Source organism: Streptomyces sp. YJ-C3 (assembly GCF_053891275.1).
Genome location: NZ_CM132685.1, coordinates 4,497,350 through 4,522,389, shown reverse-complemented (window position 1 = coordinate 4,522,389; position 25,040 = coordinate 4,497,350). Strand labels below are relative to the sequence as shown.

The following is a 25,040-nucleotide window of genomic DNA, read 5'->3' as shown; positions in this document are numbered from 1 at the left end:
GAGATACCGGTGTTGATGCGACTGGCGGAAGCGGGCGGTCGGACTCAGTGCCAGCCACCGTGGCGAGGCTCCACGTGCTCGCCGAAGAGCGGGTCGAACTCCTGCCCGTCATCGTCGGTCACGACGTAGTCCGGTTCGGTCTTCGAGACGGCTGCCTGCAGCCGGATGACCAGGTCAGTGACAGGCAGGATCCGCAGAGAAAGGGCTGCGGCCACCTGGACGGCTTCGCTGTCGATGTCCGGGTTGTGCTTGTCACGGGACCGTTCAAGGTGTTGAGCGGTGATCTGCATGATCTCCACATCGCCACCGCCCGAGAATGAGAGGCAGTTCCGCCATTCCAGCCCGATGATGATCTCCAGCGCGTCCGCCAGATCTTCGGCGAGCAGCCCGCCTTCCCCTTCGGAACTTGCGAACACCACCGGCCGGCGACCGTTGTGCTCACCGCTCAGGAAGTACGCCCCGCCAGCGGACTCCCCGGCGATCACCTCCAGCGGTGCACCCGAGGCAAGTCTGAATCCATCGCCATAGTGCTTCCGGTGGATGTCGAAGCCGAACGATGACCGCAGCAGCAGATCGATCTCTGGGGTGGTCTGGATCAGGTCGAGCAGACGATCACTTGAGGTCATGGCCTGGACGATAGCGAGTGCCGCTGATGTGTCACCGTCAGGGCGAACAGGGCGCCTGGCTTTGTTCACGAGAACGGGTTCTGGCTCAACTTCTGGGGAGCTCTCGCGCTCTGTCACCTGCCAGGACTGGATGGCCCTCGTGACTCGTTGACAGATCTGTTTGGGATCATGCCCGCATGGACTTCGACCTCGCCCCGCCGACTGGCGTTGGCCCGTTGCGGATCGGTATGACTCGGCACGCGGCCAGTACAGCGCTGGACTCGCTCCGCGATCTCTCTGTGATCTCGGAGTCTGATCGACCGGGGCAACACATCGTCCGTCCCAGCGGGCTCATGATCAGCATCCACTGCATGCGAGACATGCTTGAAGCCATCGAGCTGGGAAGGCCGTCGTCCCAGACGGACCGAGTGTTGTTTCAGGGTATGGACGTGTTCGCACTTCCATCCCGCGAGGTTGTCCAGCGCATGAGTGAGTTCACCTCGATCGAGGAAGATCCTGACGACGATGGTTCGTTCATCGCCCCGGACTTGTTGCTGAGCTTCTGGCGTCCGTTCGCAGCCGACGATGAGCCTGAGGAAGAACAGGGCTACCACTTCAGCTCGGTCCTGCTAGCAGGGCCTGGTTACTACGACACCCCTACTCAAGCTGCGGAGTGACTCCAGCAGAGCTCGTGACGGACCCGTCAAGATGCCAGCAGGACTCGTTTCCGCAAGACACTGAACCCGGCCCGGCCGTACATCTGGCGTTTGAGCATCTTGATCCGTTTGACATGGCTTTCGACTGCTCCCGAGCTCCAGGGCAGAGTGAGAGAGGCGATGACGGCATCGCGGTCGCGGTCGATGCCCGCGGCGAGAGTATGGAGACTTGGCAGGTCATCCTGTCGGACGGCGGCGAGCCAGTCCGGGAGACGCCCGCCCTGGCGCTCGGTCAGCATGACAGCGAAGGAGCGGACGTGCCGATCTGAAACCACCAGTAAGTGTGTGCCGGCGCCGCGACGACTCCATCCGCGGTCTTGATGAGGCAGTCGAAGCTGAACGTGAGGGCATCGTCCACGGTGCTCTCATACGTGTGATCGACACCGCGGCCTACCTCGAAACACCACCCACGAACCGTGAGCGGCAAGCCGCTTCAGATCGTCCGGACTGGCCCTGTTGTCCCGGAGTGTCTCGGCTCCGCGGGCGGCACCGGACCGGCCGCGCCTGCCGGTCCATCCGCCCCACCCGCGATCGTGGACTCCGGGTGATGCGATAGGTGACCCTGCCTGGCGCGAGCTGGTTCGGCTCGCACTGAGCTACGCGCCACCCGGAAGCCGATGTTGCCCGTCGAACTGTCCGGGGTGTTGGAGCTGCGCGCACCGACGCGGTAGCGGTTGCAGTACGACACGTGGCACAAATGGGAGCCTCCGCGCATGACGCGCGCCGTGCCGTCAGGCGGACCCTGTGGCGCGGTCCGGGGGCCCGTGCGGTGATAGTCCGCGCTGAACCAGTCGGCGCACCACTCCCACACGTTGCCCACCGTGTTGTAGAGGCCGAAACCGTTTGGCCGGTGGGAGCGGACCGGCGCTGTGCCGTTGCGGGCGCCCGGGGCCGCGTTCGGGAAGTCGCCTTGCCAGATGGTGAGCATGTCCCGTCCGTTCGGGGCCAGTTCGTCACCCCAGGGGTAGCGCTTGCGCGCCAGTCCACCCCTGGCGGCGTACTCCCACTCCGCCTCGGTGGGCAGCCGGGTGCCCGACCAAGCGCAGTACGCCATCGCGTCGTGCCAGGAGACGTGCACCACCGGGTGCTGCTGGATGTCCTGGAAACGCGAGCCGGACCCGCTGGGCGCGCGCCAGCTCGCCCCCTCGACGGCGCGCCACCACGGGGTGCCGGGCACCGCCGGGGACGAGGCCCGCAGGCCCGGAGTCAGGAAACCGGCAAAGACATACGAGAAGCCGAAGCTCTCTGCCTGCGTGACGTGACCGGTGGCCTTCACGAAGGATGCGAACTCGGCGTTGCTGACGGCCGTCGCGGCGATCGAGAATGCGTCGATCTCCACGTCCCGTACTGGCCCCTCGCCGTCGGCCACTACGCCGTCGGCATCGTCGCACCCCATCGAAAACGCCCCGCCCGGGAGCGTGGTCAGACCTCGGCCGGCGCGCCGGGCCGCGGGATCGCTCGGTTCCGGCCGCGGTGGGGCGGGCCGCAGCTCCTGGGTGCTGTGCGCCGGGGCGCAGCAGGAACGAGGGGCGCTGGTCATGGAAGGGGCCTCTCGGGCAGGGCGACGGATTCAGGGGAGATGAGGGGGGAGGCTGCGGCGTGTGCCGGTACGGGAGGGGCTTCCCGCACCGGCACACCCGGGTCAGGCCGCCCGGTCCGCGGCCAACTGCGCGGCCAGCGCCGGGATGCCGAGCCGCCGCTCGTCCGCGGGCGTGGCCCCGTGCAGAAGGTTGGTGAGCTGGTAGGGGTCGTTCACCAGGTCGTAGTACTCCCGGAACTGCAGCTCACCGGTGCCGACCTCCTGCCCGGTGCTGTCCGTGTGCAGGGCGTAGTACTCGATGTACTGCTCTGTGGCGCTCTTGTAGGAGGACCAGGTGTGCGGATTGTCGCCGGGGTTGCGGTGCCACCATTCGATCAGCAGGTGGTCGCGGCGCGCGGTGCCGAGGAGCGACTGCCCGTCGTGCAGCGGACTCGGGGCGATGCCGGCCGCGTCGAGGATGGTCGGAGCGATGTCGATGTTCGCGGCCAGCCGGTCGTCGACGGTGCCCGAGCTGAGGCCGCCGGCCGGCCACGACACGTAGAACGGCACCTCGACGGCCGGACGGTAGGGCACCGACTTGGCGCCCCAGCCATGGTCGCTCCAGCTGTAGCCGTTGTCGCCGAGGTAGAAGACCAGCGTGTTGTCGAGCTGCCCCAGGGCGGCCAGCTTGTCGTGCAGTGCCTTCACCGCGTCGTCCACGGACAGGAGGGTGCGCAGCTGGTTGCGGCGCACGGTACGGCCGTCGGCGAGAGTGCGGTTGGCGTTCTGGATGTACTCCGGCTTGTCGCTGCGGTCGTCCTCGGTGACCGAGGGACGACCGTTCCAGGCGGGCACGGGAGTGTTCGCGTACTTCGGCTCTGGCGTGTTCGGCCCGTGCGGGGCTTTCGGCGCGACGAAGGCGAACCAGGGGCGGTGGTCGGTGGTGGACTTGTCGAGGAACTTGAGGGCGCGGTCGCGGATGACGCTGGTGCTGTAACCATCAATGGTGCGCACCGTGCCGTTGTCGTTGTACGTACCGTCGTTGTAGGTGACCGGCGCCGAGAGCAGCCACTCTTCGAAGTACGGCGGGATGTCCTTGTTGCTCCAGGCGTTCAGGTACTTGCCGAACAACCCGGTCCGGTAGCCCGCCTGTTGGAGGTGCCGCTGGACGGTGGTGGACTGGTCGAGGTTGTGCGGGCTGCTGTTGTCGCGCACCCCGTGGTGGCGTGCGTGCTGACCACTGAAGATCGACGAGCGCGACGGAGCGCAGAGCGGGGTGGCCACATGGCCCTGCCTGAATTCGACACCGCCGTCCACCAGCCAGCTCAGCGTGTTCGGAGTCGCCCACTCGGTGTGCAGGGGCTGGTCGTCGGTGAGGATCACCAGGATGTTGGGGCGGTTCGCCGCCGCGTCCGGCGCCGCGGCGGCGGCGCGGGTGGCGAGGGAAGGAACGGCGGTGGCTGCGGCGACGGCGCTGGCGCCGGCGAGGAATCCGCGTCTGCCGAGGTCCGGCTGGTCGTTCCGGCTCATGGTGGAGGAAGCCCTTCTGAAGGTGCGCCCGGCTGGGCGTGCGCGAAGTACGACAGGGAGGGAGGAACGAGCGGTGCTCCCGGGGCGCGTCCACACCCGGGTCTGCCGGAGTGAACCTAGGAGCGTGCGGGGAAGCAGGGCAATGGAGGCGGGTGGGCTGACACAGCCAATTCATGTGCGCGCAGCAATTCGGCGGACACGGCGCGAGGACGCCAGGAAAGGGCGCAAGGCGGTGCCGGTGGTCGGGGCGGCGGGGACCTCGTCCGATGCGGCGACCGATGGGCAGCCCATCCGGAGGCCAGCCACGACTCCCACCTAGGCGTTCTCCCGCGGCACCGCTACTTGCAGTACGCGCTCAACACCTACCGTGTACTGGCCACCAGGGGCAGTCGAAGCGCGCGCCTGCACTCAATTGATGCCGCTACGCAGGGGTTTCTCCAGAGGCTGATACCCGCCCAACCGATCGACGGGTGACAGGCCAGTGGGACTGTCACTCTCCCGACTGAACAGCGACGACAGGCAACATCTGCTCGCCCAAGCGCAGCGACGAGATTCGCTCCCGGCGATCGCGTGTTCCGGCAGGAAGACACCACACGCCACGTGTCGTCGTCCTTTCCGGCTGGGCCAAAGCCACCCCGGTTACGGAATGCGGATCTGGCCAGCTGCGCGGGTGTAACCCGCCAAACCGCCTATCGCGTCATGGCGGAGGCACGGGGCTCTGGTGGGAGAAGGGGCTGTCGGCGATGGAGGCGCGGGTGCTGGCACCGTAGGGTGCCCGGCGCGTTCGTGCCCGCGCCGGGCTGTGGACGGACGGATGACGGGCGTCAGGCGACGATCGGGATGTCCAGATAGGACGGGTCCGCTTCCGGCGAGGTGACGGTGAGGCTGTTCCCCTTGTCGGCGGCCTTCGCGTAGAACGGGTCCACGGTGTCCACGACCAGCATCAGGCGGTGCCCCGCCGCGACGTCGTAGCCGGTCGCCTGGAGGAGGACGCGGGCGCCGGACCGGTCGTCGGGAGTGCTGTCGAGCCGGGTGAAGGGAGCCTGCGTGACGATGTGGGCGCTGTTGTCCGGGGCGACGTCGAAAAGGTAGGCGATGAACAGGGAACCGGTGCTGCTCGACGCATAGTTGAGATGCAGCTCGGGGATGCCGCGCAGCCGGGTGGTCCTGCCGAGCGGGGCGGTCACCCACACGCCCGCGTCGGAGCGGCTGATGTCGGCGGTCGGGTACACCTTGGGATCTCCCGCCAGCTCGGCGTACCCGGACTTGATGATCGAGTCGGCGACGGTGGCCGGGGTGTCGGTGCCCACCCCGATGGTGCGGGTCCAGCCGTTCTCGGGCTTGTCGAGGAGGGCGCCGTCGCCGCTGCCCCCGCCGAGGTAGAAGCGCTGGGGTTCGCCGAGGGACGCCTGCCAGGTGGCCGACGCCTCCAAGGCGGTGCTCCACATGATCTGGCTGAGCAACTGCCCCTCCTTGTCGATGCCGTTGCTCTCGCCCTTGAGGTGGTGGTCCATCCAGCGGTGCGCGTCCTGCCAGATGCGGTTGGGCAGTCCGATGATGCCGCTCATCTCGGGGCACGAGTGGTCGCCGATGGAGAAGTCGAGCCGCTTGGGTCCGGTCAGGGAGGTGAACATCTGCAGCGTCTGGTTGTTGGGGAACAGCGTCTCGTGCCAGGCGTGCGCGAAGAACACGGGGACGCCGCGCTCGTTGAGCCGGTCCACGAACGTGAGTGGGGAGCGCTCCTGCGCCCACTGCAGCGTCTCTTCGATGTTCCGCCCGTGCAGTACGTCCTCGAAGGCCTGCTCGGTTCGTGCGCTGAGGCGGGCGTTCGCGGCGGCGTCGCGCAGCACGGTCACCGAGGCGATGTGGCGGGTGTCGTTCTCGTAGAACGCCTGTCCGAGGTCGCCCCAGGTGCTCAGGGCCGCCACCGCGTCCACCCTGGTGTCGTGCGCCGCGGCGAGCTGGCTGATGCCGGATCCGTACGAGTCCCCGACGAACCCGACCCTGGTCGCCGGCCGGCCGAGCCGCTCCAGGAGGAAGTCGAGCGCGTGGCCGGCGTCGGCGACGTCCAGGGGACCCGCGACGTCGACCTCGCCGCCGGACCGGCCGAAGCCGCGGGCGGTGTACGCCAGTACGTGGTAGCCGTTCAGTGCGAAGAGGGTGCCCTGTACTGCGTACGCGAGCCAGCCCAGGTCGGTCCACGGGGACGGCATGACGACGACGGGCCTCTCCTGGGAGCCCCCGTGCTTCCACAGGAACCCCGCCAGCTCGTCCCCCTGAGCCCCGGGCACCTGCACCCGCCGCACCTCGGCCAGTGCCCGGGCGTCGGTGGCCTGCGCCGCCCGCTCGGTGGAGAGTCCGGCGGTGTCACCGCTTTCGAGGGCTTGCACGAACCGGGTGAGCGCCGCCTCGTCGAGCTGCGGGTACAGGCTCACCGGCACGTTCCGTTGCGCTGTCATCCCTGAACTCCCTTTGTCGCGGGCCGAGTTCCGATGCGTCGAGCGTGCTACGGCGGTGCGGTCGGAAGGAGCGGGCGGCCGAACGTTTGCGGAAGAATGGCCGGGAAGCCGTCATTCGGGGTAGTAGATACTGAAACAGGGCATCCTGCCGTGCCCGTCAGCCCAGCCCAGGAAGGCCCCTTGCCCCTTGCGCCTTGCGTACGAGCCGTACCAGTCCCCACGCGGTGGCTCGGCTGAAGCGCGTCGGGCGCTCAAGCGGCGCGTGTCCAACGTCGTCCACCGGATCATGCAGCGCGATCAGCGAAGTCACATCCCGCCCGCCGTTGGACGCGATACAGCAGCTTCAAGGGTTGATGCCGAGGCGGGCGATGGAGCGTCCGTACCTGCATCCATGGTGTGCCGTGCCGCCACCTGTGCGCGTGTGCCATCGAGGTTTGTGTACCTGCCGGCCAGGTTGCGAGGGGCGGGTCACTGATCAACGGTAGTGGCGATGACGTCCAGGGAGGCAGCGTGCAGCTGGAACAGATCGATGATCACGCGGGGGAAGAGCGCCTCTATCGGCACCTGTACGTAGGACTGCCCGTGGCGATCCCGGATCTGAGCCGGGTGGCCTGGCCTGCGCCAACGGGAACAATCGCGGCACGCGAAGGGGAATCGCTGCTGGCTTGGGTGGTGTTCTTCGCTCATCCGAACGAGCAGGGCGTCGCTATTCTCCAGTGGATCATGGTCGAGCGGGAACGAGAGCGGATCGCTCAGGGCCATAACACCGAACATCCGGGTACCCGCGCGGAACTGCAGATGCTGGAGCCGCTTGCGAGGGAAGCGGCCAAGCAGGCCCATGAAGCGGGGTACACCCAGCTCGAATGGTTCCCCGCAGAACCTGGCTTTGCCGAAGATCTTGCCAGCCTCCTGCAAGCACAGGCGCTGGATGACGATGACGGCTACCGCTACTACCGTCTGGACTTGTAGTGCCCGTAGCGCGTTCGATGAGCACGGCTCGACGGCATGGACAACTACGCTCCGGGTTCTGGCGGATCCGGCACGCGCTGTGGGGCGAGCACCTCGGTGACGCCATCGCCCGAGCCGATCAGTAAGCGCCAAGGGGTAACAAGGCGAGCGGCAACAGCCACCCGAGCCGGACAGGCCCTCACGGGCGGTGTCGACGCCGGTCCGCGCTGTCCGACCGGCGCCGGGCGGGCCGGGAAGACGCCGAGGGGCTGCTCGACGATCCGGCGTGGGTGAAGTGGGTACGCGGCCGGGCGCACCACTACGAGGCGGTCTGACCTCCGCTGCCGCCCATTCTGCACACCTGGTCAGGGGTGCTCTCCGACCGCGTCGCGCGGGTGAGGTTGATCGGGGGAAGGCTTTGACAAGCGCGGCGTGCGCTCCTGTGCGCCCTGTTGGGCCTCCCGAGCCTAGGGGTACTGTCCGTGCGAGGCGGCGTTGTCGCCTGTCGGCTCCCAGACCCCGATGTCGGCGTTAGTCCCCTTGGGCCCGCTGGAGCCACGCGACGCCGACTTAGCGCGGCTCCAGCTTCCCCGCCCATCTGCGTGACTGCGGGTAGCTTTCACGCCCCGCTGCCGCAGAGGGCACCCGCGCGAGGAGACGATGGGGGAGCCGTCTTCTCCTTGCGCCCGACGGCCGCCGCCGACTGAACAAGCCGGCGGCGGCCGTCCCCGACCAACGGTTTCCCGTGAAGAGTTGGTGTATGCCTTTGCTTCGTGCGGCGGCGCTCCGGAAGACTGCTGTGCATGTCAGCGGACATTCGATTCCAGGGTCTGAGCGCATCCCGGGACCACGCTGTGGAGGGCGCCCGCATCCTTGGCAGCCGGGCTCGCGAGCTGCAGCGGATCGCTTGCGAGCTGCGGCGCGATGCTCGTGCACTGGTTGAACAAAGTCGGGCACTGCTTGAGGGCCAGGAACACAGACTCCGCACGTTGCAGCAGACGGCCTCAGATGCAGGGATCCAGCGAGGTCGACCTTCCGCATGCTCACCGCCGCCGACACACACGACCTGATGGCGCTCCTGCCCGCGATCCTCGAAAACGGCATCCTCGGCTTACTCGAACAGGGCGTCGCATTGGTCGCTGCTGATCGCGCGGGACGGCATCGACGACCGCTCCTTCGGCCTGCCCACGGACTCGACGTGGTGCCCCGACGGGCAGTTGGCCCGCCACCGATACCCGTGAGGTGTGCTGCCACGGAGGCACTGGAGGCGCGAGGGCTTCTTCTCGGCCTACCGCGCAACCTGCCGGCAACTTGCGGCCGTTGTCCGCCCGTGGTCAGGCTCAGCGGATGCGGCGCCTGACCACGGGCGGACAACGGAGTCAGGCTCAGCGACGGCCGCGACTGGACGCCAGGGAGGTGCCGTAACCCTGTGCGGTCACTTCCAGGTCGCCTCGGTCGTGCCCGCCCTGCGGGCAGGAGAGCGTCACCTCCTGTTCCTCTCCCGGCAGCAGCCACAGGTAGTTGTCGGAGTAGCGGGCAGGCAGTACCCGGTGCCCCGTGCGGTGGTCGCGCAGCGCGAGGCGGACCATGGGAGCGACGGCGCGCCCGTTGTTGCGGACCGTGACGGTCAGGCTGATCCGGCCGTCGCGCTGTGACGTCAGGCCGCCGGAGACCGCCAGCTTGCCGCCGGCGAGCTTGTTGAGGGCCTGCATGTCCTTCGGCTGGTCGTAGCGCCAGTACGTGTTCCGCGACAGTGTCCGCCCGTCGCTGCCGGTGAGAGTGAGCCGCACGAGGTGCAGGGGGTGGTCGCTGTCGGGTGTGCGCACCGTGAACGCCGACGTTGCCGACGAGGCGTCGACGTCCAGGCTCTGGCGCTGTGTGTTCGCCAGTCGGCGTCCGGACAGGTCGAAGAGATCCGCGCGGACCTCGGTACCGTGCAGGGCCTGCCCCGTGTGGTTGATCGCGAGGACCTTCCAGTCCGTCGGGTCGGCCTGCACGTGGTGGGGCTCGCAGCCCGAACGGGCGCCGTAGTAGGTTCCGTTGACGTCAAGGTCGTAATCGTAGGTCTGCCACACCGTGCTGTGCCACGCCGGGTTGGACATCCACAGCAGCAGCCCGCTGGCGTCGCTCCAGATGTTGGCGTTCCACGCCTCGAATATGGCGCGCATCGACTCGAAGTTGATGAACTGGGCCTTCGCACAGAACTCTTCCAACGACGAGGAACCGCCCAGGCGTTCGTCGATGGCGGCCTGGTAGCTCTGCGGGTTCTGCCCGCCGCGGGTCAGCCAGTCGTGGTGGTTCCACACCAGGCCGATCGGCCATTCCTTCTCGCCGTCCACGAGGTTGCGCATGCTCTCGGCCACCGAGACCGTGGGGATGCCGATCTCCGTGTGGAAGCCGAAGATGCCCTGCGCATACAAGTCGGGGGAGTAGTACCGCTTCGGGTCGACCCAGGCGTAGGGTCCGCTGCCGCTGACCACACCTGACGCCGAGTTGCTGACGTAGCTGACGCCGGGGTGCTCGTCGGTCACGGCCTGACGTGCTCCCTGGTCGATCTCGCCGGACGGTGTCCCCTCGTTGGCACCGCACCACACCACGATGCACGGGTGCGAGCGGTAGCGGCGGACCGTGTCGCGCACGTGGTCGAGGTAGAGGGCGTGGTTCGGCGGGTCGAGGAACCAGGCGTTCCAGAAGTCGTTCCACACCAGCAGCCCGTTCTCGTCGCACGCCGCGAAGAACTCCTCGCGGTTGCTGCTGCCCAGCCAGTTGCGGATCATCGTGAAGTTCATGTCGCGGTGCATGCCGACGGCGGCTTCCATGCGGCCCTCGCCCATGCGGCGCAGCAGTTCGTCCCAGCCCCAGTTGCCGCCCCGGCACATCACCTTGATGCCGTTGACGCTGATCTGGAGCTGATGCGGCCGGTTGTCGACGGCTTTCACGTCCGTCCACTGCTCGCCGTCGTCGGAGATCTGCACGGTGAAGGTCAGTGCGTAGGCGGACTCCCACAGCAGCGTGATCCGGTCGAAGGCTTTGGCTCCGCCGAGGTCGACGCGGATCCACTGGTCGTCGGAGTACGCGGAGGACCAGCGGGTTCTGTCGTCGCCGTCGACGGCCTTGTCCGCGGTGTTGGTCGCGTTGTCGTTGGACGACGAGGAGACGGCGGCACGCAGGGCGAGGTCGGTGTCCGGGGCACTGCTGTCGGTGACGGACAGACGCCACAGGGAGGCACCGTAGCCGGTGGCACGGCGGCCGGCGAGGATGCGGACCCATCGGGCCTGCTGCCCATCGAGAGTCACCGTCTGCTCGAAACGGTCGGCGCCGGGTTCGAAGACGACCGGGTTTTCGGAGGCGTAGTCGAACTGGCGCAGTCCGACACGGATGTCGCGCGTGTCGCTGACCTCTCTGCCGACGGACGCCGTGATCCGTAGGTCGTGCAGGGTCGGTTCGCCGTAACCGTTGGGCCACCACAGGGCCGGATTCTTCAGGCGCAGCACCACGTGGTCCTTCGGCGTGAAGACCACGTCAGCGGTCTTGCCGGCGTCGATGCGCACGTCCTGTGTGACGCGCAGGGTGCCGAGCTCGGCGCGGACCGTGATCGTGCGGGCCTGCGCGGAGGCGTTGCGGACCGGGACCGTGATCGTGACCTCTGCGCGGGCAAGGCTCGGCAGATCGGGCAGGACGGTGTCCACGCGTGGGTCGCCGATGACGGCGTCGGCGGTGGCGCGCAGCCGGACGTGGTTCCAGATGCCCATCACCCGGTCGCGCACGGCCGGCATCCAGTCCCAGCCGGACACCGCGAGATAGGAGGGGCCGTTGCGCATCATCATGGCTGAGCCCGCATCGGCGTAGGACACGCCGTTGGAGCCGCGGTCGCCGGGGCTGCCGGGGTAGGGCATGTGGTTGATGCGGACGGCCAGCACATGCTCGCCGCCGCCTGCGACCTGCTCGGTCACGTCGAAGGTGCCCCGGGCGGTGGGGTGGGACATCTCGCCCACCTTGGTGCCGTCGAGCCAGATGTCGGCCGCGTGGTTGATGCCGTCCAGCTCGAGCCAGACACGTTCCCGGCCGTGCGCGGTGAGCCCGTGCGGCACAGAGAATGGACGCCGGTACCACCAGGCCGACTTGCCGAGCGCCTCCGGTATCTCGAGGTTGTTCATGCCCTTGACCGGGTCGGGCAGGTGTCCCTCGGCCACGAGCGAGGCGAGGATCGTGCCCGGGACCTGGGCGCGCAGCCAACGGTCGGTGTTCACACCGGATGAGGACAACGTGGCTCCGTCGCCCGGGGCGGCGAACTCCTCGAGCGTGACGTTCCAACCCGATTCGATCGGCACCGTACCGTCGGCGGCGAACCTCAGGGCGGGTACCGGGCGGGCGCCGCTGGTCCACTCCGTCCACCCGGTCGCCTTCGGTCGCTTGTGCAGGGCGGTGCCGTGGACCTCAAGCGCGTTGAGGCCGAGCGGGTTGTCGTTGGACAGAGCAGTGCCGACCATCCGGACCCAGCGGGTGTCCACCGCCTTGTCCAGGGCCACCTTGACGGTGCCGCCCGTGTTCGTGGTGCCCTCCTTCACCTTCGCCCAGGTATCGCCGTCGGACGACACCTCGATACGGAAGCTGGTGGCGTAGCTCGACAGGACCTCCCAACCGGTGGTGTCGGTACGGGGGTTGTCGCCGCCGGAGGGCTTGAACACGGTGTCGCCCTCACTCGCCTCGAAGACGAGCACGACGGACGTGACCCGGCAGACGGCCTCCAGATCGACCGCGACCCACTGCGGGCCCTCGGTGTCGGCAGCCCGCCAGCCGCTGCCGGTGACACCGGCCCGCCCCATGCGGTCGGTGACGAAGTGCGCGGGCGTGGGCGCGTACGCGGTTGAGGAGACCTCGACGGGGCGGTAGCGCGCGAGGTCGGAACCGGCCGCCTTTGTGTCCGTGACGGGCCCCGTGGGCGTTGCCGCGGCCCGCCCTGGCAGGGCCGCCGTCAGACTCACGCTGGCGAGCACGGTGGCAGAGGTGGTGAGGAAGGAGCGGCGCGAGTGCTCCGCTTGCGGTCTGGCGGCGTCTGCGTGGTCGTCACGCATGGCTACTCCCTGAGTGGTCGTTCAGTTGCGGGTGCTGAGTGGGGCAGAGGTGGAGCGTTTGCGGAGTGGGGTGGCCGGCCTCGGCGCACGGGCCGGCCACCGTGCGGTTCAGCTGGAGGTCTCCACCCGGACACCGGCCAGCCAGGCGCCCCAACCGTCCTCGGGACGGCTGTCGGAGAACCGCAGATACAGGGCGTTGCCGTCGCCGCCCGCCTGTTTGCGCAGATCGGTCAGGTCCAGGCTGCGCTGCGCGCGGTTGGACTGGAAGATCACCGGGTCCGGCTCGCGCAGCACGCTCGTCCACTGCTCGCCGTTGGCGGAGACCTCGACGAGGAACTGGTTGGCGAGATCGAGCGTGACCGTGCCCCGGCTTGCGTCGGGAACGGGGAGGCGGTACGTGAACGAGTGCTTCTCGTCGGCGTAGCGGGCCTGCCCGTCGGCGCCGTCCCCGGTGAGCTGGGATCCTTCGTCGCCGGTCAGGACGTCCTTCTCGGACTCGGTCCCCGGTTCGATCTCGGTGACGTCACCGACGACGCGGGCGACGCCCTGCCCGGTCACGGTCCAGTCGTCCCAGCGCGCGGTGGCACGGATCTTCTGTGTGCCCGGGGCGGCGTCGTCGGCCGCGGTGATCTTCACGGTGACGGTGGCCGAGTCGCCTGCGGCCAGGTCGCCGACATCGGCGCGTTCGGGATCAGCCGTCCAGCCGGCCGGCACGGTGACGCCGAGGGCGGGGGACGCCGGTGTGTCACCGCTGTTGGTGAGCTTCACGTCCACGGACGCCGTCGCCCCGGGCCGCAGCGCGACGTCACCGACACTCACCTTGACGGGAGTCTTCGGGATGGAGTCCGGCGTGAGCAGTTCCATCTCGGCGAGCGACACCTTCTCCTGCCCGTCTCCGGGCACGACCCGGACACGGTACTCGCGCATCGAGTCCGGGTGCGCGACGCGGAAGGGCCGGGTCTGATTCCGCCAGCGGAACTCCTCACCGCTGCGATGGTCCAGTTCCTTCCAGTGCTTCCCGTCGTCGGAGCCCTCCACGACCCATGCGCGCGGATCCTGCTCGGCGCTCCCCTCGGACGAGGTCAACGTGTAGGAGGTGACGCGGGTGTCGCCGCCGCCGTTGACGCGATAGCCGACCTCGGCCTCCGCGCCCGTCAGGACGGCGGACGTCGCCGAGGTGTCGTCGAACAGGGCGCCGACATCCACGCCCTCGGGCGCTGAAGCAGTGCCGCGGTCCTGGCCCGTGACATCGTGCAGCGGACGCGGTGTCTGGCCGGCCGCCGTGGGCGAGTGCGGTACGTCGTTCTTGCCGGTGCCCCACGCGGACGGCTTCGCGCCCATGGCGAAGCGCAGCCGGCCGCCGTCGGCGATGTCCTGGTGCGTGATCGTCGTCGAGGTGTGGCGCTTGCCGTCGACGGTGAGATCCTGCACGTAGATGCCTTCGCCTGTGCCCGGAGCTTCGATCGCGAGGTCACCGCCGGGCAGGTGCAGGGTCACCCTCTCGAACAGCGGGGAGCCAAGGACGTACTCGCCGCTCGACGTCTGCAGCGGATACAGGCCCAGCGCGCCGAACACCCACCATGCCGAGGTGGCGCCGTTGTCCTCGTCACCGGGATAGCCCTGTCCGATGTCGGAGCCGAGCCAGCCGCGGTCAAGGGCCTGCCGCACCAACTTCTGCCCCTTCCAGGGCTGTTGGGTGTAGGTGTACATCCACGGGATGTGGTGGGACACCTGATTGGGGATGCTCCACTGCCCCAGACGCAAGTCCCGGGTCTCGCGCATCTCGTGGATGGCAGAGCCGTACGAACCCGGACGGTCGGCCTTCTCCGGAGTGGAGAAGAACGTGTCCAGCTTGTCGGCGAGGCCTTTGCGCCCGCCGTAGAGTTCGGCCAGGCCCTGGCCGTCCTCCGGCGCCGGGAAGGCCTCGTTCCAGCCGTCGGCCTCGGTGTAGTCGTGGTCGTTGCCCCAGGTGAGGGGGTCGTAGTCCGCCTTGGACGAAGTCCATTCACCGTCGGCCGACTTGCCTTGGAAGAAGCCGGTTGCCGGGTCGTACAGGTCGGCGTAGCCGGCCGAGCGGGCGCGGAAGTAGGCGGCCTCCTCGCGCAGACGCTCTCGCTCCTTCGCCGACATCTTGCGGTCCTTCGCCATCTTCTCGGCCATCGCAGCGATCGCGAAGTCGTTCACGTAGCCGTCCAGCGACCACGAGAAACCGGCGCCGACATCGTTGGGGACATAGCCCAGGAACGTGGAACGGTCCAGACTGTCGCGCCCGACACTGCTGTCCGGCGGCCGGACCGTGGCGTTCTTCAGAGCGGCAGAGTAGGTGTCCTCGGCGTCGATGCCCGGCACACCCTTGCTGTAGGCGTCGGCGAACGCCGCATCGGAGCTGGTGCCGGTCATCACCCGCGCATAGCCGGGCGAAGACCAGGGAGAGATCCACCCGCCGTCCCGGTACTGCTGGACGAAGCCGTCCACCAGCTCGCCCGCCGCCTTCGGCCACAGCAGGGAATACGCGGGCCAGGCAGCCCGGAACGTGTCCCAGAAGCCCGTGTTGACGAACACCTTGCCCTCGGCGATCCTCGCGCCGGTCTGTGTCGGGCTGCTCTCGGGCGGTGTCCAGGAACCGGAGGACTGCACGGCATGCCGGTAGCGAGGCTTGCCCCTCGTGCCGGTGTTCTCGTACCCCGAATTGGGATACAGGCTCATCCGGTACAGATTGGAGTACAGCGTCGTCAGCTGGTCCTCGGTACCGTCCCTGACGTCCACGACACCCAGCCGCTCGTTCCAGACGGCCTTGGCGCGCGCGGCGACCTTCTCCAGGGAGTCCGTGCTTCCGATCTCCAGCTCAAGATTCTTCTTGGCCTGTTCGACGCCGATGAGGGAAGTGGCGATGCGCAGGGTGACGGTGCGGCCCTTGCCCTCGTCGAAGGCGACGTAGCCGGTCGAGGGCCGGTTGCCGTCGGCCAGCATGCCGCTGCCGGTCACCGCACGGTCGAACGTGCCGTACATGTACATGCGACTCATGCCCGCCGAGATCGTACGGGTCTCCGACCAGCCCGAGACCGTGCCCGCCTCGGCGTCGATCGTCAGCCCGGCGCGGTCGTCGACGTTGTCCAGGACCAGCTTCCGCCCACCCTTGTCCGGGAACGTGAAACGCAGGATCGCCGCGTGGTCGGTGGGCGCCATGTCGGCACGCAGGCCATTGGTGAACGTGACACCGTAGTGGTACGGAAGCGCCGTCTCGTCCTCGTGCCGGAACGCCAGCGCCCGCGCCTTCCGCCCCGCGTCCGGCGTGCCCTCGGCCGTCGAGGGCATCACCTGGAAGGTCTGGCGATCGCCCATCCAGATGCTGGTCTCGTGGCTGGCGGCAAATGCCTGGATCTCCGGCAGGTTCTCCGCGTTGTTCTGCTGGTGGTAGCTGTACAACGTGCCCAGAGACCCCGCATCGGTCATCGGGGTCCAGAAGTTGAAGCCGTTGGGAACGGCAGTGGCGGGGAAGTTGTTGCCGCGCGAGTAGTCACCGCTGGACTGAGTGCCGCGCGTCGTCACGACCCGGTCGGCGGGAGAGGAACGGTGCGCTGCTGCGGGACGACCGTCAAGAGAGATGTCGTCGACCCAACCCCCGACATCTGCCGTCCCCTTCGGCCCGTCGTACGTGAGCAGAATCCGGTCCACCGTCCGCCCGGCAGCGACCTTGCCCAGGTCTACCGCACGGCGGTTCCACTGCAGCGGCGAGACGGTCTTGGCGTCGCCCTGGGCGCGCGCGCTCAGATGATCTCCGTTCTGGTCAACGGCATCGAGCCTGTTCAGGCGCCAGCCGTCGGTGAACTCCAGGTCCACGGCAACGTACGTGCCCGCGTAGTCGACCTTCTTCTCATCGAAGTCAGGGAACAACAGGTACGACAACTGGCTCTGCGGTCCGAGCCGTACGTTCACATCGGCCACCACGACACTCGCGTGGGCGGCGCCGTCGGCGGTGTGCCTGGCCGTGTAGTGCAGGGCCTTCTGCCCGGTGAATCCAACGTTGGTCTTGGCCGCGTAGGCCCGGTCCGGTCCGTCGTCCACGACGGTGCGCAGGCCCGGATCGTCCGAGTCGGCCCCGGGACGGACGACACCGGAGACGTCGGGTTCGCCGTCGGGGCCGGTGGCCGGTCTACCGTCCACTACGGAGTCACCCGCCTCGAAGGACGTGCGCCAGTCGGTGGTCTTCGTCCCCGATGCCACCGATGCCACCGAGGGCAACGAGGCGGCGGCCGCACTGCCCGCGGCCGGACCTGCGACGAGGGCCAGCCCCAGAAGGCCGACCATAAATCTGGAACGCATGCGGCGTCTGTTTCGCCGCAGGACTCGCGATGACATGAGGCCCCCACCGGTGCGCCCTCACAGCACATCTGACAACGTTGTCAATGTTTGGACGCATCAGTCTTGACGCGGTGCAGGAGAGGAGTCAAGGGGCGTGCAGATAGCGCCGAGTTGGAGTTGTACGGGTGTGGTGACGCATGCCCCGTAACCCTGACGAGTCGGAGGGCCGACGCGGTGGGTCCGCTCGGGCCCGCTGTTAAGTCCGCAGGATCCCGAGCGAAGCGTCCCGGACAGTGGGTCCTCGGTGTGACGTAGATACGCCGTACATCCGCGCTGCTGCCCGAGTGCGGCGCACGGCACCGGGAACGTGGAGTCCCTTGCGGCACGACTCCCGTTGTCGCGCCCGAGCCGCGGCACACGCGGCGCCCTACGGAGGCCGGCCATGCCGCAGACCAACGGATTGCATGACTTCGGCGCCCTGCGCTTCGGACACCATGCCGAGATCCGGCGCGACGCCATGGAAAGCGTCCGTGATGCCCTACGCGGGAGCGACGTACGCGACCTCTACGTCGTGATCCACGGAGCACACAACGACGAAACGGTGACGCGCTCCGTCGACGCGGCGTTCGGGAGGCTGCTCGCGGACGCGTGGGGGCGGTCCGCGGACCAGGCGGGGGTGCTCGGCGTGCACTGGCCGTCGTTGTGCTTCAGGGACGAAGGGCTGCCCGTCGCCGAGGCAGGCGCGACGGGGTCTCGTGCCGAGGGGGCGGGCGTCACGCCGGCGTTGAGGGACGACCTCTTCCGCATACTGCCCGACAGCGAGGACCAGTTGACCGAGATTCTTGCCCTGCTCGACGAGCGTCCGGCCCGCGAGTCGGCGTTCGACAGCCTGGGCTCCGCCCTGCGGCGTCTGGCGGAGATCCCGCTGCAGGACCCGCTGACCGGGTTCGCGTCGGACACCAACGCCGAAGTGGTGCCCCAGACCGATCCGTTGATGCTGTTCGAGGACACGCGGACGATGTGCGCCGAATTCGCGAGCGCGCTGCACGACGTGCGCCGCTCACTGGGGGAGGAGGCCGGAAAACCCGCACGGCACGAGTCCGGCATCGGCGAATCCGCCGTATCGGACGAGGGCACGCTCCTGGAGAGCCAGGTGACCGGCCCGCACCCGGCACAACCGCCCAGTGACCGAGTGCGTAAAGTCGGAACCACCGACGGCGCGCATACGGCGGGGTACGGGCGCGCCGCGCAGGACCACGCCGAACTGTGGAACGGGGCCTACGAACTCTTCCGTCAGGTGGTGCGTCATGTGCTGCGCCGCCGGGCGGGGTTGGTGGGGCAGGAGGGCTTCGGCCCCTGCCTGCCGATGCTCGTGGAGGGCTCCGACGTGCGCCTTCATGTGATCGGTCACGGTCTGGGCGGTCGCCTCGCGGGGTTCGCTCTGCGCGGTCTCGAGGCGAGCCGCTCGGAACCGGTGCTGCTGGATTCCCTCACCCTGCTCCAAGGGGAGATGTCCCATTTCTCGTTCGCGGGCAGCCTGCCTCAGCAGGTCGCGGGTCATGGGGCACTGTGGGGTCTGCAACGGCTGGTACGGGGACCACTGATCTGTACGCTCTCCCATCGCGACTTTCACCTGGGCGTGATGTACCCGCTGTCGGCCCAGATGATCGGCGACTCGCCGGAACTCGTCACCACCTCGCGGAAATGGGGCGCGCTCGGTTTCGACGGCGTCCAGGGTGTCGACGGTCCCGCGCCGATGTCCTTGCGCGACACGACGGAGCAGGAGTCACTGACCCAGGAGTCACAGCCGGGGGCGTACCTGAGCGTGGACGGCTCCGAGGTCATCCGGTCCGATGACGTGCCCATGGGGGGACATCACCACGTCTTCCATCCCCAGGTGGGGCGGCTGCTGTGGCTGGCGGCGCAGAGATAGAGCGGCCGGCGGACGGCTCAGTCCGGTCAGCTGCCGGTCGGCCGACTCGTGGTGTGCGCGCTGCCGCGCTGAGCACCACTCCGCCCCGCTTGTAGGCGATCTTCATTGCGTTCACCGGTGTCCGTCGTCCAGGCCCTCGGCAAGAGCTTCTTGACCGGCACCGTCGATGCCACCACGTCCTACGCCAAGGACGACATCCGTACGTCGATCCCACGGTTCACCCAGGACAACCGGGCCGCCAATCAGATCTGGTCGATCACGTCGCCACCCTCGCCTTGAGCAAGAACGTCACTTCCGGAGAGACCGCCCTGGCCTGGCTCCTCGCCCAGCAATCGAACTAACCGCCGTGACACCGGACCTCCCCAAAGAACTGCCACCGTGAGCACAGGGGGGATGAAGGAGATCACGGACGCCGTCACCAAGAGGGTCAACGAAGTAGCCGCCAAGCTGCCAAATCCCAGACGCGCTACAGCTCCCGTGACAGCACCCGGGCAGCCAGTTCGACAGCAGTCACCACGCCAGGTGGTCCTCGACCTCGCCGCCATCCGCCACCCCGGCCAGCGCCTCGATCACATCCGGTGCCTCAGTCAGCGATAACAGGGGTCGGAAACAGCGCGTCGTCCCCCCGTTACCTTTTTCGTGGCTCCGCAAAGGAGCCTCCGGCCTTCGGGTCCGGCATGACTTCCCCCTCCTGTTGTTGATGATGCTCTGCGACGGAACCTTCTATGAACCGCAGCCGTCGGCCGCAGTCACCTGACCTGCGGGTCTGCGAGGAAGACGACTCGATCAGCCTCGACGTCGAAGCCGATCACCGGATGACCATCGTCGCCCTCCGGGTCCATCAGCACGGGCTTGCCCAGCCGTCGGCCGATCTCCCGGAGGAAGTCGCAGAACACATCCAGTCGCTCCTGGCCCTGCAACTCCCGCAGGTCGACGTCGAAGTCGACTTCATCGGCAGCATGGAAGTGGAAGATCGCCAATACATCTACAGCCGGCCAGACCCGCAGGTCCGGGCACGCGGCATCCGCTGGGCGGGACAGCACGGCCCCCGCCCGGGGCACTGGAAGCACCGTCTCTCCCTCGGAGTACTGACACTTCCAGCCCTTCTCCGCGACAAGATCAAGGACCGTCTGCCAGTCCTCCACCGAGGCATCCGGGACACGCACGTCCGGCAGCGACCCCATCAAGTCAGGATCGAATAGGCACTTCACGTCATCCCACAGCAGTTCAGTCACCCCGCCATGCTGCCCCGGCTCACCGACTCGACGCACCCCCGTTTCCCTTGACCAAAGACATAGGGGCACCCCCCCCGCAGGTCCAGCCGATCAGCAGTGCGATGCTGTGGTGATCTTGATGCCGGTGAGTGTTTCCAAGCCGTCGAAGTAGTCCCCCGAGTTGGGGTTCAGACACGTGTACGTCGTCTCGCCATCAGAGTCGATGTAGCGCAGCCACGCGATGTCGTCGTTGCGGGTGTTGTACACGTGGTTCGCACCGCGAGCGGCACTGCTGAGGTTCTGGTAGCCGGACGTGATGTCCTGATACCTGGCGTTGGGGTTCCCGGCGTTCCATCTGGCTTCAGTCTGGTAGAAGCAGACCTGAGGGTAGGTGCAGCCGTTGTACGAAGTCGCGGAGGCGCTGGGCGCCAAGGCGATCGCACTGCCCGTGAGCGCTGCGACGGAAGTTGCCACGGCGGCGATCTGCATCTTGAGGGTCATGGCTCGAAGTATGTGAGCGGAAGCCTCGGCTCAGTAGATCGAATCACGCCACGCGGATCATTCGGCTCGCCTCCGATTCGCCCACCCGCGGGTGCCGGCCGAGGCCACTTGCCGCAGCGCACTGTCGAGTTGTTCCTGCGCCTGCAATCCCTTCCGGCAAGACCGCCAGACCAGCGACGATGCGAAGCTCCCGGCCGCAGAAGGGGTCGGCTGGGCGGCGCCATGTCGGGTCGCCCAGAGTGGATGACGTTCCGATCCGAGAGGACGGGGTCCCGGCCTCTCGACTGCGCGGGCCAGGATGCCTCAGCTGCCTGCGTCGTCACTGCCCGAGTTCTCCGCGGGCACGGTGAGGCCATGGGTCGGCGGGCGCCCGTAGTCGACGTACCGCGAGCCGGTCTCCGCCTTCTGCATCTCTTCGTCGAGCGCCATGGCCGCCGTGACCAGGGCGAGGTGGGTGAATGCCTGCGGAAAGTTTCCGAGTTGCTCGCCCGAGGGGCCGATCTCCTCGGCGAAGAGTCCGACGTGATTGGCGTAGGTGAGCATCTTGTCGAAGGCATGGCGGGCCTGGTTGAGCCGGCCGCTGCGGGCGAGCGCCTCGACGTAGAAGAAGCTGCACAGGTTGAAGGTCCCCTCCGAGCCGCGCAGGCCGTCGGGGGATGCCTTCGGGTCGTACCGGTAGACCAGGCTGTCGCTGACCAGTTCCTCGTCCATGGCGTCCAGGGTGCTGATCCAGGCAGGATCATGAGGCGAGACGAAGCCGACCTTGGGCATGAGCAGCAGCGAGGCGTCGAGTACGTCGGTGTCGTAGTGCTGCACGAATGCCTGCCGCTTGTGGTGCCAGCCCCGTTCGACGATCTGGCGGAAGACCGTGTCCCGGACAGCGGTCCACCGAGCGACGTCCGCGGGACGGGAGAACTCACTGGCCGCGCGGACGCCGCGGTCGAACGCCACCCACGTCATCAGGCGGCTGTAGGTGAAGTTCTGACGGCCGCCACGGGTTTCCCAGATGCCTTCGTCAGGCTGGTCCCAGTTGTCGGCGAGCCAGTCCAGAACATCGCTCAGTGCCTGCCAGCCGCGGATCGCACCTATGTCACCGCCCACGATCAGGGCGTCCGACGCCTCGCCGTAGATGTCGAGTTGCAACTGGTCGGCCGCCGCATTGCCCGCCCGCACCGGGCGGGACCCCAGGTAGCCCTCCAGGTGGTCGAGGCGCTCTTCGACCAGATGGGGATCGCCGTCGACGCGGTACATGATCTGTAGGGGGCCTGTCGAGGCGAAGCCTTCAGGGTTGATGCGCTCGCGCAGCCAACGGCGAAAAGCGTGCGCCTCTTCCTTGAAACCCAGATCGATCAATGCCCTGACGGACAACGATGCGTCACGGACCCAGGTGTAACGGTAGTCCCAGTTGCGCTCACCGCCGGGGTGCTCGGGCAGTCCCAGGGTGGCCGCGGCGATGGGAGCCCCGGTGGGCGCGTACGTGAGCAGCTTGAGCGTGATCGCAGAGCGGTTCACCATGTCCTGCCAGCGGCCTCGGTAGGTGCAGGAACGCAGCCACGACTGCCAGAAGACGCGACACGTCTCGAGTGCGTCGACGATCCCTTCGAGGGTGGGCTGAGGTGGGACGGGACCGCCGCCGGAAGTGCTGGTCAGCACCACTGCGGCCGCCTGCCCGGCGGACAGGGTGAAGCGGGCGGTGATGTCGCTTCCGTCACGGTCAAGCGTGACGCCGGTCGTGGACTGCAGATGCAGGTCCCTACCAGGGCCGTTGAAGCGCACAGAGTGATCATCGATCTGTGAAAGCGTGTGCGGGGCACGACCGTAGTCGAAGCGAGGCCGGCACGTGAGGGCGAAGGGCAGGCTGCCACGGACGACACGTGCGACCCTCACCAAAGTGTGTCCGTCCGACGGGGCGGAGGAGTCGATGGGTGCCATGAAGTCGGCCACTTCACCGACTCCGCCGGGTGTCATGAAACGTGTGACCAGGATGGCTGTGTCGGACAGATACAGCTGCCGGACTGTCATTCCCTGTTCGTCCGGGAAATCCGCGGCGAGACGGCAGTGGCCTCCGCGTTCGCTGTCCAAGAGTGAGGCGAAGATGCTGGGGGAGTCGAAGCGGGGCGTGCACCACCAGTCGATGGTTCCGTCGGACGACACCAGGGCGGCAGTCTGGAGATCGCCGACCATGCCGTGTTCCGCAATGGGCGGGTACCGGTTCACAAGGTCTCCCTGTTCGGTCCATCGCGTTGCGGCGGCACGGGCAAGCAGCTCGCCGGCGATCTGTCCGTGCCAGCATTCGGCAGTGCCCCACCCGTCGCCTCACCCATGACGGGTGAACCGGGATTCAGGAGCGGGATGCATGGATCCTCATGAAGCTTTCGTTCACCTGATGACCGCTGGTGACGAGGCCTCGGGGGATTCAGGCCGTATCCTGCGGATCATTTGATGGCCAACGGGCGGTCCGTGCCGCGCCTTTGGGAGGACGAATACCAGAGAATTTCCCATCCCAACGAGCGAGCGCGGATCGTCGATCGACTCTGCGGAGGCCAGGAAAAGGCTCAGCCGTGAAGAGCCTCGGACATCTATGGGGCCACCTTCTTGGGGGCCATGACGACCGCGCCGTGGGTGAGGCCGGCCACGGTGCGGTGGTCGGCTGTGGGTAGTAGCCCTGTCAGGGCGCTGGCGGCGTGCTGGAAGGCGACGGGGCTCTTGCCTCCGGTCAGCACCCGGGTGGGCCCGTGCACGCCGGCCCACTCCGCGGCGCTGAGCGGCTTGCCCCGCTGGCGGTCGCCCATGACCGCGTTGTCGTAGAGCAGGGTGTGGGCCTGCCGGCGGTGAGACGGGCCCACGCCTTCGGCAGAGCACATCGAGTGAATCCTCAACCTCAACTTTAGGGTGAGACTTAGGCTGGTGCCCAGCTATTCGCGCTGCGAGCCGGGCGGCAGTGCGGGTGCCGATGACTCCGCACCGTGCTCCCCGGTGCGCCGTGGCTGTACGGGGTCAGGAGCCCGGGCACGAGCTGCCTGTCTTTCGGCCGGAGAAGTCGTCGTTGCGACCGGTATGGCCGCGGCCCGGACTGCGTCGCCGGGTTGTTCTGGCGGGTGCAGTCCGGGCCGTGGTCCGCTGGCCGGTGTCGGCGTTGGGCGGGGGTTCTGTGGTGGGTGTGGTGGTTAGTACTGTTCGGTTTCGATGAAGCCGGTGTCGGTGTCGTCGGCGCCGAAGGCGTCGGCGGCGGTGGTGGGGTCGAAGCCGGGCGGGCTGTTCTTGAGGGCGAGGTCCATGCCGGCGAGTTTGGCCTTGATCTCGTCGATGGACTTCGCGCCGAAGTTGCGGATGTCGAGCAGGTCCGCCTCGGAGCGGGCGACGAGTTCGCCGACGGAGTGGATGCCTTCGCGCTTGAGGCAGTTGTAGGAGCGGACGGTGAGCTCGAGGTCCTCGATCGGCAGGGCCAGGTCGGCGGCGAGGGCGGTGTCGGTGGGGGAGGGGCCCATGTCGATGCCCTCGGCGTCGATGTTCAGCTCGCGGGCCAGGCCGAACAGTTCGACCAGGGTCTTGCCGGCCGATGCCATGGCGTCGCGGGGGCGCATGGCCTGCTTGGTCTCGACGTCGACGATCAGCTTGTCGAAGTCGGTGCGCTGCTCGACACGCGTGGCCTCGACCTTGTAGGTGACCTTGAGGACCGGGGAGTAGATCGAGTCGACCGGGATGCGCCCGATCTCCTGGCCGGCCTGCTTGTTCTGGACGGCGGAGACGTAGCCGCGACCGCGCTCGACGGTCAGCTCCATCTCCAGTTTGCCCTTGCCGTTGAGGGTGGCGAGGACGAGGTCGGGGTTGTGGACCTCGACGCCGGCCGGGGGTGCGATGTCGGCGGCGGTGACCAGGCCCGGGCCCTGCTTGCGCAGGTACATCACGACGGGCTCGTCGTGCTCGGAGGAGACGACCAGCTGCTTGATGTTGAGGATGAGGTCGGTGACGTCTTCCTTGACGCCCGGCACGGTGGTGAACTCGTGCAGCACGCCGTCGATCCGGATCGAGGTGACGGCCGCGCCCGGGATCGAGGACAGGAGGGTGCGGCGGAGCGAGTTGCCGAGGGTGTAGCCGAAGCCGGGTTCGAGGGGTTCGATCAGGAACCGGGAGCGGAACTCGTCGACGACCTCTTCGGTCAGCGAGGGACGCTGAGCGATCAGCATGAAGTAGTGCCTTTCCTGCGGGGGCGCCCGCTATTTGACGCCGTGGACAGG

Annotated in this window: 14 protein-coding genes and 2 pseudogenes; 4 read left to right on the top strand and 12 right to left on the bottom strand. The window is 67.9% G+C overall.

Features of this window, described 5'->3' with window-relative positions; translation table 11 throughout:
* Nucleotides 1-44 precede the first annotated feature (44 nt).
* Complete coding sequence (locus tag ACVHNB_RS20270) at nucleotides 45-626, bottom strand: hypothetical protein (RefSeq protein ID WP_456225478.1); 582 nt, start codon at nucleotides 624-626, stop codon at nucleotides 45-47.
* Between the two features lie 176 nt (nucleotides 627-802).
* Between ACVHNB_RS20270 and ACVHNB_RS20265 the strand changes: the two genes are divergently transcribed.
* Complete coding sequence (locus tag ACVHNB_RS20265) at nucleotides 803-1,282, top strand: hypothetical protein (RefSeq protein WP_456225477.1); 480 nt, start codon at nucleotides 803-805, stop codon at nucleotides 1,280-1,282.
* A 26-nt stretch (nucleotides 1,283-1,308) separates the two neighbouring features.
* On the opposite strand, the pseudogene ACVHNB_RS20260 reads toward ACVHNB_RS20265, so the two are convergent.
* The 4 genes and pseudogenes from ACVHNB_RS20260 to ACVHNB_RS20245 all read right to left on the bottom strand — a co-directional run.
* Nucleotides 1,309-1,581: pseudogene (locus ACVHNB_RS20260) on the bottom strand (transposase); the annotation flags it as partial.
* A 332-nt stretch (nucleotides 1,582-1,913) separates the two neighbouring features.
* Nucleotides 1,914-2,861: pseudogene (locus ACVHNB_RS20255) on the bottom strand (formylglycine-generating enzyme family protein); the annotation flags it as partial.
* A gap of 102 nt (nucleotides 2,862-2,963) precedes the next feature.
* A complete protein-coding gene (locus ACVHNB_RS20250) occupies nucleotides 2,964-4,370 on the bottom strand; it encodes a sulfatase family protein (RefSeq protein ID WP_456225476.1) in 1,407 nt (468 codons plus the stop codon).
* An 824-nt stretch (nucleotides 4,371-5,194) separates the two neighbouring features.
* Nucleotides 5,195-6,829, bottom strand: a complete 1,635-nt coding sequence (locus tag ACVHNB_RS20245; protein ID WP_456225475.1) for a CocE/NonD family hydrolase — start codon at nucleotides 6,827-6,829, stop codon at nucleotides 5,195-5,197.
* 510 nt (nucleotides 6,830-7,339) lie between these two features.
* On the opposite strand from ACVHNB_RS20245, the gene ACVHNB_RS20240 reads away from it, so the two are divergent.
* Nucleotides 7,340-7,798, top strand: coding sequence for a hypothetical protein (locus tag ACVHNB_RS20240; RefSeq protein WP_456225474.1), 459 nt, complete (start codon nucleotides 7,340-7,342; stop codon nucleotides 7,796-7,798).
* A 1,364-nt stretch (nucleotides 7,799-9,162) separates the two neighbouring features.
* Here the strand turns inward: ACVHNB_RS20240 and ACVHNB_RS20235 are convergent.
* A complete protein-coding gene (locus ACVHNB_RS20235; protein ID WP_456228826.1) occupies nucleotides 9,163-12,852 on the bottom strand; it encodes a discoidin domain-containing protein in 3,690 nt (1,229 codons plus the stop codon).
* A gap of 108 nt (nucleotides 12,853-12,960) precedes the next feature.
* Nucleotides 12,961-17,175, bottom strand: coding sequence for a GH92 family glycosyl hydrolase (locus ACVHNB_RS20230; RefSeq protein ID WP_456228825.1), 4,215 nt, complete (start codon nucleotides 17,173-17,175; stop codon nucleotides 12,961-12,963).
* Between the two features lie 421 nt (nucleotides 17,176-17,596).
* On the opposite strand from ACVHNB_RS20230, the gene ACVHNB_RS20225 reads away from it, so the two are divergent.
* The gene (locus ACVHNB_RS20225; protein WP_456228824.1) at nucleotides 17,597-19,087 is read left to right on the top strand and encodes a hypothetical protein; all 1,491 of its coding nucleotides are present in this window, start codon (nucleotides 17,597-17,599) and stop codon (nucleotides 19,085-19,087) included.
* Between the two features lie 117 nt (nucleotides 19,088-19,204).
* Nucleotides 19,205-19,366 (top strand): hypothetical protein, encoded by a 162-nt coding sequence (locus ACVHNB_RS20220; protein ID WP_456228823.1) that lies wholly within the window; start codon nucleotides 19,205-19,207, stop codon nucleotides 19,364-19,366.
* A gap of 470 nt (nucleotides 19,367-19,836) precedes the next feature.
* Here the strand turns inward: ACVHNB_RS20220 and ACVHNB_RS20215 are convergent, their stop codons facing one another.
* From ACVHNB_RS20215 to ACVHNB_RS20195, 5 genes are all read right to left on the bottom strand, one after another.
* Complete coding sequence (locus ACVHNB_RS20215) at nucleotides 19,837-20,322, bottom strand: hypothetical protein (protein WP_456228822.1); 486 nt, start codon at nucleotides 20,320-20,322, stop codon at nucleotides 19,837-19,839.
* A 90-nt stretch (nucleotides 20,323-20,412) separates the two neighbouring features.
* Nucleotides 20,413-20,802: a hypothetical protein gene (locus ACVHNB_RS20210; protein ID WP_428957338.1), complete on the bottom strand. Its 390-nt coding sequence runs from the start codon at nucleotides 20,800-20,802 to the stop codon at nucleotides 20,413-20,415.
* A 303-nt stretch (nucleotides 20,803-21,105) separates the two neighbouring features.
* The gene (locus ACVHNB_RS20205) at nucleotides 21,106-23,019 is read right to left on the bottom strand and encodes a glycoside hydrolase family 15 protein (protein ID WP_456228821.1); all 1,914 of its coding nucleotides are present in this window, start codon (nucleotides 23,017-23,019) and stop codon (nucleotides 21,106-21,108) included.
* 362 nt (nucleotides 23,020-23,381) lie between these two features.
* Nucleotides 23,382-23,666, bottom strand: a complete 285-nt coding sequence (locus tag ACVHNB_RS20200) for a hypothetical protein (RefSeq protein WP_456228820.1) — start codon at nucleotides 23,664-23,666, stop codon at nucleotides 23,382-23,384.
* A gap of 303 nt (nucleotides 23,667-23,969) precedes the next feature.
* Nucleotides 23,970-24,989: a DNA-directed RNA polymerase subunit alpha gene (locus tag ACVHNB_RS20195; RefSeq protein WP_428949820.1), complete on the bottom strand. Its 1,020-nt coding sequence runs from the start codon at nucleotides 24,987-24,989 to the stop codon at nucleotides 23,970-23,972.
* Nucleotides 24,990-25,040: the final 51 nt, after the last annotated feature.